Annotated in this window: 9 protein-coding genes; 4 read left to right on the top strand and 5 right to left on the bottom strand. The window is 63.4% G+C overall.

Annotated features, from left to right (window positions below):
* Positions 1-1,052, top strand: a 1,052-nt coding sequence (locus EN906_RS09690; protein WP_127375153.1) for a M20/M25/M40 family metallo-hydrolase, incomplete at its 5' end; no start/stop codon positions are given.
* Positions 1,053-1,076: 24 nt separating this feature from the next.
* Here the strand turns inward: EN906_RS09690 and EN906_RS09685 are convergent.
* From EN906_RS09685 to EN906_RS09665, 5 genes are read right to left on the bottom strand one after another with little or no spacing between them, the layout of a single operon-like run.
* On the bottom strand, positions 1,077-2,111 hold the full coding sequence (locus tag EN906_RS09685) for a branched-chain amino acid ABC transporter permease (protein ID WP_127269238.1): 1,035 nt from the start codon (positions 2,109-2,111) through the stop codon (positions 1,077-1,079).
* A complete protein-coding gene (locus EN906_RS09680) occupies positions 2,108-2,983 on the bottom strand; it encodes a branched-chain amino acid ABC transporter permease (protein ID WP_127269237.1) in 876 nt (291 codons plus the stop codon). The genes EN906_RS09685 and EN906_RS09680 overlap by 4 nt, the downstream gene beginning before the upstream one ends.
* A gap of 12 nt (positions 2,984-2,995) precedes the next feature.
* Complete coding sequence (locus tag EN906_RS09675) at positions 2,996-3,709, bottom strand: ABC transporter ATP-binding protein (RefSeq protein ID WP_127269236.1); 714 nt, start codon at positions 3,707-3,709, stop codon at positions 2,996-2,998.
* Entirely contained in the window at positions 3,706-4,443 is a 738-nt protein-coding gene (locus tag EN906_RS09670; RefSeq protein ID WP_027035743.1) for an ATP-binding cassette domain-containing protein, read from the bottom strand. The genes EN906_RS09675 and EN906_RS09670 overlap by 4 nt, the downstream gene beginning before the upstream one ends.
* Before the next feature lie 3 nt (positions 4,444-4,446).
* Positions 4,447-5,700, bottom strand: coding sequence for an ABC transporter substrate-binding protein (locus tag EN906_RS09665; protein WP_027035742.1), 1,254 nt, complete (start codon positions 5,698-5,700; stop codon positions 4,447-4,449).
* A gap of 188 nt (positions 5,701-5,888) precedes the next feature.
* Between EN906_RS09665 and EN906_RS09660 the strand changes: the two genes are divergently transcribed.
* From EN906_RS09660 to EN906_RS09650, 3 genes are all read left to right on the top strand, one after another.
* Positions 5,889-6,707 (top strand): alpha/beta hydrolase, encoded by an 819-nt coding sequence (locus EN906_RS09660; protein ID WP_127272179.1) that lies wholly within the window; start codon positions 5,889-5,891, stop codon positions 6,705-6,707.
* 129 nt (positions 6,708-6,836) lie between these two features.
* The gene (gene metH / locus EN906_RS09655) at positions 6,837-10,646 is read left to right on the top strand and encodes a methionine synthase (protein ID WP_127272180.1); all 3,810 of its coding nucleotides are present in this window, start codon (positions 6,837-6,839) and stop codon (positions 10,644-10,646) included.
* A gap of 103 nt (positions 10,647-10,749) precedes the next feature.
* Positions 10,750-11,385, top strand: a 636-nt coding sequence (locus EN906_RS09650) for a multicopper oxidase domain-containing protein (protein ID WP_164777141.1), incomplete at its 3' end; no start/stop codon positions are given.

Here is an 11,385-nt window from a genome sequence, read left to right as displayed (position 1 = left end):
GCCTGATCCTGTGCGGCCATATCGACGTCGTGCCGGTCGGCGCGATGAAGGATTGGTCGGTCGATCCGTTCGGCGGCGAGATCACCAATGGCCGCCTCTATGGCCGTGGCGCCGTCGACATGAAGGGCGGCGTCGCCGCCTGCATCGCCGCCGCGCGCGCGATCCGCAAGGCGGGCATCACGCTGCAGGGCCGGCTCGCCATCCACTCGGTCGTCGACGAGGAAGCCGGCGGCTTCGGCGCCATGGACGCGGTGAAGAAGGGCAAGCTCGCCAAGGCGGTGCTGGTCGCCGAACCGACCTGGGGTGATGTCCTGCCGGTCGAAGGCGGGCTTGAATGGGCGCGGGTGACGATCCGCGGGCGCAACGCCCATTCGGCGCTGCGCTACAACGAGATCTATCCGCAGCGCCACGACAAGGAGCGGCTCGAGCCGGGCGTCAACGCCATCGAGATCGCCGCCCGTTTCATCGCCGCCGTGCGCCAGTATGAGCTGGACCGGACGCGGGCGAAATCGCATCCATTGCTGCCGCTCGGTATGAACACCATCAACATCGGCGTCATGCATGGCGGAACCGGCCTTGGCCAGCATGGCCTGCCGACCGTCATGACCAACCCGGCCATCATTCCCGACGTCGCGGTGCTCGATCTCGACATGAAATTCCTGCCCGATGAGAACTCGGCCGACTACCGCCGCGATTTCGAGACGTTCGTCCACCATTTCGCCCAGACCGATGCGTGGCTGCGCGACAACCCGCCTGCGATCCAATGGGAGCTCGGCGGGCTGTATTTCCCGCCGATGAACACGCCGGTCGATCATCCGCTGGTGACATCGCTGATGAAGCGCAAGGCCATGGTCGGCAAGGCGCCGCAGGCTCGCGGCTTCGTCGCCGTGTGCGATGCCGCGCACTATGCCGGCGCCGGCGTCGACGGTGTCATCTTCGGCCCCTCAGGCGACGGGTTTCACGGTTCCGACGAATATGTCGAGGTCGAATCGGTGGTCGAGACCGCCAAGGTGATCGCCGCTTCGGCCATCGACTGGTGCGGCATCCGCTGAGGCGCAGCCGCTATTCCGAAACGATCAGCCCGGGCGTTTCAGGCGTCCGGCGACGGCGCCCCATGAAGCCTTGATCATGCCGACCAGGCCGCTCGGGTAGGCCAGCATCACGCCGATGATCAGCATCGCCGTGATCATCGGCCGCCACGCGCCGAAATCGGCCATCCATTCGGCGAAGATCGTCAGCACGAAGGAGGCGACGATGGCGCCGTAGATGGTGCTGGTGCCGCCAAGCAGCACCATCGACAGGATGATGGTCGCCAGGCTCATGCCGAAGACGTCGATCGAGGCATTGCGCTGGTAGGCGGCGTAAAAGGCGCCGGCGATGCCGGTGAAGAAGGCGCTCGCGGCAAGCGTCAGCATGCGCTGGCGCACGATCGAGACGCCGCGGCTGATGGCGTATTCCTCATTGTCGCGCAAGGCGACGATACTGGCCCCGGCGCGTGAGCGCACAAACACGCGCAGGAACAGCGTACTTGCCACCAGCAGTGCCAGCGCGATGTAGAAATAGGCTGATTTGCCGTCGCGGACCATGTTATGGTCGAAGATATAGAGTCCGGGAATGCGCACCAGCCCTTGCGTGCCGCCGGTGATGGCCGACTGGCTGATGATCACCTGCATCACCAGCTGCGCGAAGCCGAAAGTGACCAGGATGATGTAGATGCCCTTCAGCCGCAGGATCGGGATGGTCACCAGGATCGCCGCCAGGGTTGCGATGACACCGCTGGCAAACAGCGCGATCCACGGGTCGAATTCGGCCAGCTTGGTCAGCAGGCTGTAGGCATAGACGCCGATGCCGAACAGCGCCAGATGGCCGAAATTGAAGACGCCGCCATAACCGAGGCTGAGGTCCCAGTTCGAGGCGACGATCGCATAGATGAAGGCCATGATCAGGATGTGGCGGGCATAGGTGTCACCGAAGATCAGCGGCAGCAGCGCCAGCAGGGCGAAGCCGAGCACGAAGCCGATGGCCTCCTGCTTCCACGGCGTGCGGCCTGGAGCGATCGGGGTTGCCGCCTCGGCGTGGCCAGGCGCGATCAGCGATGTCGTGTCGGTCATGCTAGGCCTCGGGAGCGGCTGGCAAAGATGCCCTCGGGGCGCACCATCAGGGTCAGGATGAGCACGCCGAACAGCAGTGCCGGCGTCCAGTACAAGCCGAAATAATAGCTGCAGGCTGCCTCGAAGAAGCCGATCAGATAGGCGGCGAAGATCGGACCCGATACGCTCGATATGCCGCCGAAAACGACGACGATCAGCGCCTTGAGCAGCGGGTCGCTGCCCATCACCGGCGACATGAAACGGTAGCCGCCCATGAAGATGCCGGCGAGCCCGGCCAGCGAAGCGGCAATGGCGAAGGCCAGCCCATAGAGCGCGGTGACGTTCAGCCCGACAAGGTGGCTGGCATCTTCATTTTGCGCCACGGCGCGGAGCGCCAGCCCCAGCCGCGTGCGGTTGAGGAACACCCAAAGTGCGGCCAGGATCAGCGGCGTGATCACGATGATGGCGATCTGGTGCAGGGAGACGCCGACGCCCCCGATGGTGGCGTTGCCGGCGATCAGCGCCGGGATCTGTTTCGAGCGCGGTCCCCAGATGGTCAGCGCGCCGTTCTCGATCAGCGACCCGGCCGCCAGCGTGGTGATGACGACGACCAGCACGATGTTGGGTCGGCCGATCAGCGGCCGCACGACGCTCGCCTGCAGGATCCAGCCGACGCCGGCCATGACGACGACGGCGATCGGAAAGGCGACCGCCGCCGGCAGGCCGAGTTCGACCAGCTGCCAGGCGATGTAGGCGCCCAGCATCATGAACACGCCATGGCTGAAATTGAACACGCCGATCGTCGTCCAGACCAGAGCCAGCCCGACCGCCATCATGGCGTAGAGCGAGCCCTGGAACAGGCCGCCGAACAGGATTTCCGCCAATGCGCTCATCTTCGGATTTTCCTAATGGCCAAAATACATCGACATGATCTCGCCGTGGTCGAGGCTTTCGCCCGGCTTGATCTCGGTCGCCACCGCGCCATGGTTGACGAGGTAGAGTTGCTGCGTCAGCTCCAGCAGGAATTCGATATCCTGCTCGACGACGATCAGCGGCACGCCGCCGCGCGAAATGTCCATGACGGAGGCGCAGAGTTCGTCCTTGATCTTGGGCGCCAGCCCCAGCGTCGGCTCGTCCAGGATCAGCAGGCGCGGATGGCTCATCAGCGCGGTGCCGATCGACACCATCTGGCGCTCGCCGCCCGACAATGTGCGCACGCGCTGGCGCCAGCGTTCCGCCAGTTTCGGAAACAGCTTGATCACCTTCTCACGGTTCTCCGCCTCATGCGGCCGGGCCCTTGGCGAATAGGCGCCGAGCGCCATGCAGTCGGCGATCGAGAGATCGGGAAACAGCCGGTTGCCTTGCGGCACATGGATCAGACCGGCGCCGACGATGGCGCGTGCGCTGCGGCCGGCAATGTCTTGCCCGTCGAACAGAATGCGGCCGCTCTTCGGCTGCAGCAGCCCGGAGACTGCGCGCAGCAGCGTCGTCTTGCCATGGCCGTTGGGGCCGAACAGGCCGACATTGCCGAAACGGCCGGCCTCCAGCGAGATATCGTGCAGCACGGTGACGCGGCCATAGCCGGCGGTGACGCCTTCGACGCTGAGAATGGGGTTCACGCCGCCGATCTCCTGGTGCCGAGATAGGCTTCGATGACGCGCGGGTCGGCGATCACGCCGGCCGGGTCGCCAGCGGCCAGGACGCGGCCATTGTTGAGCACCAGCAGATGTTGCGAAAGGCTCATCAGGAAGGTCAGCACGTGCTCGATCAGAAGGATGGTGATGCCGCGTTCGGCGGTGCGGCGGATCAGGCCGATAGACGTCTCGATCTCGGGCTTGGTCAGGCTCGATGCCGGCTCGTCGAGCAAGAGCATGCGTGGCTTCATGGCGATCGCGGTGGCCAGCATCAGGCATTTGCGCTCGAAGACGGACAACTCTCCGGCCAGCCGCCCGAAGGACGCGGACCCGAGCCCGACGAATTCCAGCGCCTCGGCGGCGGCATCGCGAGCTGCCACGGCCGTTTTTTCCTGCTTGCCGTAGCTGGCGCCGATCAGCGCGTTCTCGAACACGGTCAGCCCGTCGAAGCTGGTCTCGCGCTGAAACGTGCGGGCAAGGCCGAGGCGCGCGATCGCGTGTCCCGATTTGCCGTTTATGGCAAGACCGTCAAAGCGGATCTGGCCCCGGTCGGGGCCGAACGGGATGCCGGTGATGATGTTGAACAGCGTGCTCTTGCCGCTGCCGTTCGGGCCGGCGATGCCGAAGATCTCGCCGGCTTCGACCTTGAACGACACGCCGTCGACGGCCTTCAGCGAACCGAAGGCCTTCGACACGTCGTCCAGTTCAAGCAGGGCCATTCCCTACTTCATCCAGGGCTGGAGCTTGAAGGCGCCGGTGGCGTATTTTTCCGGCGAGATCAGCGTGCGCTGGCCATCCCAGATCTGGAAGAAGGTGATTGGAATATAGTCGTCGCCCTGCGTGGCAAGGTGGGTGGCGGGATCGAATTTCAGCCGCCCTTCCGCGACCTGCTTGTCGGTCTCCGACAGCGCCTTCATGATCGCCGCATGGTCGGATGCGCCGCCGACCTTCTTGACCGCGTCGAAATAGACATTGGTCATTTCGTAGAGGCCGACGCCGTAGGTGCCGCTCTCGACGCCGTATTTTGCCTTGAACTTGGCCGCCACCTCATCGGCGCGCGGGTTCTTCGGCGTCGTCAGCGCGCCGCCGAGCAGGTTGTAGATGACACCATCCGACTTCTTGCCGGTCAGCTCGACGAATTCCGGAACGCTCGGTGCGTATTGCAGGAAGACGAGGCTCTTGGTCGGCTGCTCGAGGAACTGGTTCAGGAACGACGCCGAATTGCCGGGCAGATAGTCGGTGTTGATGACGACATCGGGAACGTTCTCGCGCACCTTGGCGAGGATCGAACGCCAGTCGGTCACTTCGCCGAATGGCACGATCTCGTCGACGGTGATGGTCCAGCCCTTCTCCTTGAAGGTCTTCTTCATGCCTTCGGAGATGGTCTTCGAATAGGCGTTGTCGGACGAGATGATGGCGACCTTCTTGGTCGGCAGGGTGATCTTGCCATCGGCCGCGAGCTTCTCGACGAACAGGGTTACGTCGGTGTTGTAGGCGTCGAAGGAAGGGGTCAGCGACCAGCAGCACATATATTTGTCGGGGCTCGGCGCGATGATGTCCCTGGTCTGCTGCGAGGTGGCCGCCAGCATGTAGGGCATTTCCGCCTCGGCCATGTTGTCGATCTCGAAATTGGTCAGGCTGGCATAGCCGGTCAGCATGAAGTGCACGCCCGGATCGCCAAGCAGGCGCTCGACCGCGCTGGTGACGTTGCCGGCGGACTGATCCTTGACGTCGCCGACCACCAGTTCGAACGTATCCCCGGCAACGCCGCCGGCTGCGTTGGCCTCGTCGATGGCCATCTGCACGCCGCGCTGGAATTCCTGGCCGTCCGCCGCGGCAGGGCCGGTCAGCGGCGCAAGCAGGCCGATCTTGACGACGTCGGCAAAGGCGGGGGCGGCTGATGCGGCAAACATGCCGATCAGCGTGGTGCTCATCAGCATATGGCGGATTCGACTTGCGGCGGATTTGGGCTTCATCGTGCTGTTCCCTGTTTCCTCCCGTTCATCGGGAGTTGGATAATTGACAATCTACGCATAATTGTTCTTATTTGAAAAGGATTTTTCAACGCAACCTGGCCGGGAAGATGGTTCCCGCAAAGGTATGGAAGCCGTGGCGCTTTGCTGCGCAACTGCACTAAAACAAGGCAATTATAACGGAGCGGACAATGACGATCGCGCAGAAGACCCTTGACACCAGCCACGGCAAGATCGCGGTGCGCCAGACCAGTGGCCAGGGCACCGCTGTCATGCTGATCCACGGCAATTCATCTTCCAGCGCCGTTTTCCGCAACCAGTTGGACGGCCCGTTGGGCGAGCGCTACCACCTGATCGCTCCCGACCTGCCCGGCCACGGAGCGTCCGGCGATGCGATCGATCCTGAGCGTTCCTACAGCATGGAAGGCTATGCCGATGCCATGACCGAAGTGCTTGGGCTGCTCGGCATCGACAAGGCCATCGTCTTCGGCTGGTCGCTCGGCGGCCATATCGGGCTTGAGATGATCGACCGCTTTCCCGGCCTGCTTGGCCTGATGATCACCGGCACGCCGCCCGTCTCGCCCGAGGAGGTCGGCAACGGATTCAAGCCGAGCCCGCATATGCACCTCGCGGGGCAGGAAACCTTCAGCGGCGCCGATGTCGAGGCCTATGCGCGCAGCACTTGCGGCGAGCCGTTCGAGCCGTTTCTCATCGACACGGTGGCGCGCACCGATGGGCGGGCGCGGCGCCTGATGTTCGAAAAGTTCGCGGCCGGCACCGGCCGGAACCAGCGCGAAATCGTGGCCGGCAAGACGCCGCCGATCGCCGTTCTGAACGGCATCGACGAGCCATTCGTCAACACCGATTTCGTCTCCGCTGTGAAATTCTCCAATCTATGGGAAGGCAAGGCCCATCTGCTCGACAAATCCGGCCACGCGCCGTTCTGGGATTCGCCGGATCGTTTTGATCCGATCTTCGCCCGCTTCCTGGCAAGCGTCGACAGAGCGTAGGTTCGTAGTAAACCGCGCCTCAGACCCCACTTCGTGATGGGTGGGGTGACAATGGCGAGCATCTGTCGTATATTGACATAAAGATATCCTTATGTGACATGAAAAGGTCTGTCGCCAAAGGGATAAAAAATGTCGCAGAATTCTGCATCGCTGGACGCATTGTTCGGCCCCGTAGCGGCAAAACCCGACGGTTCGGAAGTGCTTGCGGCGCTCACTGCGGCAGCACGCGAGCGCATTCTCATCCTCGACGGCGCCATGGGCACACAGATCCAGGGCCTCGGCTTTGACGAGGACCAGTTTCGCGGCGAGGCCTTCGCCGGCTGCGCCTGCCATCAGCAAGGCAACAACGATCTTCTGATCCTGACGCAGCCCGGGGCGATCGAGGAGATCCACTATCAATACGCCATCGCGGGCGCCGACATCCTCGAAACCAACACTTTCTCCTCGACCTCGATCGCACAGGCCGACTACGGCATGGAAGATGCCGTCTACGCGCTGAACCGCGATGGCGCGCGGCTGGTACACCGCGCTGCTGTTCGTGCCGAGCAGCAGGACGGTAAGCGCCGCTTTGTCGCCGGCGCACTCGGGCCGACCAACCGCACCGCCTCGATGTCGCCCGACGTCAACAATCCCGGCTACCGCGCCGTGACCTTCGACGACCTGCGCCTCGCCTATGGCGAGCAGCTGCGCGGGTTGATCGATGGCGGCGCCGACATCATCCTGATCGAGACGATCTTCGACACGCTGAATGCCAAGGCGGCGATCTTCGCAGCGGAAGAGATCTTCATCGAAAAGGGCGTGCGCCTGCCGGTGATGATTTCGGGCACCATCACGGACCTCTCCGGCCGCACGCTGTCGGGCCAGACGCCGACCGCCTTCTGGCATTCGGTGCGCCATGCCAGCCCCTTCACCATCGGCCTCAACTGCGCGCTCGGCGCCAATGCGATGCGGGCGCATCTGGCCGAGATTTCAGGCGTCGCCAACACCTTCACCTGCGCCTATCCGAATGCCGGCCTGCCCAATGAATTCGGTCGGTATGACGAGAGCCCGGACTTCATGGCCGCGCAGATCGAGGAGTTTGCCCGCGAGGGACTGGTCAATGTCGTCGGCGGCTGCTGCGGTTCGACGCCCGAGCACATCCGCGCCATCGCCGAAGCGGTGAAGAAATATCCGCCACGTGCCATTCCAGACATCGAGCCCAAGATGCGCCTGTCCGGGCTGGAGCCGTTCACGCTCACCGACGAGATTCCGTTCGTCAATGTAGGCGAGCGCACTAACGTCACCGGCTCGGCCAAGTTCAGGAAACTGATCACGGCAGGCGACTATGTCGCCGCGCTCGACGTCGCGCGCGACCAGGTCGCCAATGGCGCGCAGATCATCGACATCAACATGGACGAGGGGCTGATCGATTCGAAGAAGGCGATGGTCGACTATCTCAACCTGATCGCCGCCGAGCCGGACATAGCCCGCGTTCCCGTCATGGTCGACAGTTCGAAATGGGAGATCATCGAAGCCGGCTTGAAATGCGTGCAGGGCAAGCCGCTGGTCAACTCCATTTCGATGAAGGAGGGCGAAGAGGCATTCCTGCATCATGCCAGGCTGGTGCGGGCCTATGGCGCCGCCGTGGTCGTCATGGCTTTCGATGAGGACGGCCAGGCCGACACCAAGGCGCGCAAGGTCGAGATCTGCACGCGCGCCTACAAGCTCCTGACCGAGCAGGCCGGCTTCCCGCCCGAGGACATCGTCTTCGATCCCAATGTCTTCGCCATTGCCACCGGCATCGAGGAGCACGACAATTACGGTGTCGACTTCATCGAGGCGGCCGGCGAGATCACCGCGACGCTGCTGCATGTTCATATCTCCGGCGGCGTGTCGAACCTGTCCTTCTCGTTCCGCGGCAACGAGCCGGTGCGCGAGGCCATGCATGCCGTGTTCCTCTACCATGCCATCCAGCGCGGCATGGACATGGGCATCGTCAATGCCGGTCAGCTTGCCGTCTACGATACGATCGAGCCTGATCTGCGCGAGGCCTGCGAGGACGTCGTGCTCAACCGCGCGCCCAGGGCCGGCGGCACCGCCACCGAACGCATGCTGGAGATTGCCGAACGCTTCAAAGGCACGGCCGGGAAGGAAGCGCAGGAGCGCGATCTCGCCTGGCGCGAATGGACTGTCGAACAGCGGATCAGCCATGCACTGGTCAACGGCATCACCGAATTCATCGACGCCGACACCGAGGAAGCGCGGCTTGCCGCCGAGCGGCCGCTGCATGTCATCGAAGGCCCGCTGATGGCCGGCATGAACGTCGTCGGCGACCTGTTCGGCGCGGGCAAGATGTTCCTGCCGCAAGTGGTGAAATCGGCGCGGGTGATGAAGCAGGCCGTCGCCGGATTGCTGCCGCATATGGAGGCCGAGAAGCTGGCCAACGCCGCCAACGGCATCGACAATGGCGAACGCCAGACAGCGGGCAAGATCCTGATGGCGACGGTCAAGGGCGATGTCCATGACATCGGCAAGAACATCGTCGGCGTCGTGCTCGCCTGCAACAACTACGAGATCGTCGATCTCGGCGTCATGGTGCCGGCGGCCAAGATCCTGCAGACGGCCCGTGAGCAAAATGTCGATGTCATCGGCCTTTCCGGCCTGATCACGCCGTCTCTCGATGAGATGGTGCACATGGCTTCGGAAATGGAGCGTGAAGGCTTCGACATTCCGCTGCTGATCGGCGGCGCGACGACCAGCCGTGTGCACACGGCGGTGAAGATCCACCCGCGCTACACCAAGGGCCAGACGGTCTACGTCACCGACGCCAGCCGGGCGGTGGGTGTCGTGTCGTCCTTGCTGTCGAACGAGACCAAGGGCGGCTATGTCGACACGGTGCGCACCGAATACAAGAAGGTCGCCGATGCGCATGCCCGCTCCGAAGCCGACAAGCAACGGCTGCCGCTGGCCAAGGCGAGGGCCAATGCGCACCGGATCGACTGGTCTGCCTACGAGCCGCCGAAGCCGTCCTTTACCGGCGTCAAGGTATTCGTGAACTGGGATCTCACCGAACTCGCGCGCTACATCGATTGGACGCCGTTCTTCCAGACTTGGGAGCTGAAGGGCCGTTATCCCAAAATTCTCGAAGACGAGGCGCAAGGCGCCGCCGCGCGCCAGCTGTTCGAGGATGCGCAGGCGATGCTGAAGCAGATCATCGCCGAGAAATGGTTCGCGCCGCGCGGCGTCGTCGGTTTCTGGCCGGCCAATGCCGTCGGCGACGACATCAGGCTGTTCACGGACGAAAAGCGGTCGCAGGAACTGGCGACCTTCTTTACCTTGCGCCAGCAGCTGACCAAGCGCGACGGCAAGGCCAATGTCGCACTGGCGGACTTCGTCGCGCCAGCGGAGTGCGGCAAGCCGGATTACATCGGCGGCTTTATCGTCACCGCCGGCATCGAGGAGGTGGCTATCGCCGAACGGTTCGAGCGAGCGAATGATGATTATTCGTCGATCATGGTCAAGGCGCTGGCAGACCGCTTCGCCGAAGCCTTTGCCGAGCGGATGCATGAGAAGGTGCGCAAGGAATTCTGGGGCTATGCTTCAGATGAAGCGCTGGCGCCGGACGAACTGATCGGCGAACCCTATCGCGGCATTCGTCCGGCGCCCGGCTATCCGGCGCAGCCCGATCACACCGAGAAGGCGACTTTGTTCCGGCTGCTCGACGGTGAGCGCAATGCAGGCGTGAGCCTGACCGAAAGCTATGCAATGTGGCCGGGTTCCTCGGTATCAGGCATCTATCTGGCGCATCCCGAAAGCTATTATTTCGGCGTCGCCAAGGTCGAACGCGACCAGGTCGAGGATTACGCACGCCGCAAGGCGATGCCATTGGCCGAGGTAGAGCGCTGGCTTGGCCCCATCCTCAACTACGTACCGGCACACTATGCCGAGGCGGCTGAATAGCGGCGCCATGCGTTCAACAGAATTTGCGCTGGTTGCCGGCTTGTGATCCGTGGCGCGGCGGTTACACCTGCGCGGGCAGCCGTCTTTATAGTTGGAGCGCCGAATGACCTTACTCACACGCCGCAGGCTTTTGAAGACGGCTGCGGTTGCCGGCGCGGGCGGGATCGGGCTTTCGGCGATGGGCCGGCTTGGTGGCTGGGCCGCCGCGACGCCTGAGCCGGTGGTTTTGCAGACGGCAAAGATCCAGGCGAAGCTGATGGATGTCGGCCAGACCAGGGATGTGCTGACCTATGGCAACGCCGGAATGCCGCCCGTGCTCAGGATGAAAAAGGGCGAGCCCTTCGCAGCACGCCTTGTCAACGCGATCGACGATCCGACGACGATCCACTGGCACGGTATTCGCGTTCCCAACAAGATGGACGGCGTGCCGTTTCTGGTACAGCCCTACGTCTACACCGGCGATCATTTCGACTACGCCTTCACGTCGCCCGATGCCGGCACCTTCTGGTACCACCCGCATTGCAACACGCTGGAGCAGATGGGCCATGGCCTGACCGGCGTGATCGTGGTCGAGAATCCCAACGATCCGAAATTCGATGCCGAAATCGTCCTCAATTTGCGCGACTGGCGCCTCGGCGACGACGGTCAGTTCATCGACCAGTTCCGGCCGCGCGATGCCGCGAGAACCGGCACTTACGGCACGGTACGCACCGCCAACTGGCTCGACCAGCCGCAATAT

This window comes from Mesorhizobium sp. M7A.F.Ca.CA.004.06.1.1, from assembly GCF_003999135.1.
In the GTDB taxonomy this organism is placed as follows: domain Bacteria; phylum Pseudomonadota; class Alphaproteobacteria; order Rhizobiales; family Rhizobiaceae; genus Mesorhizobium.
This window is presented reverse-complemented; position numbering and strand designations above follow the sequence as displayed.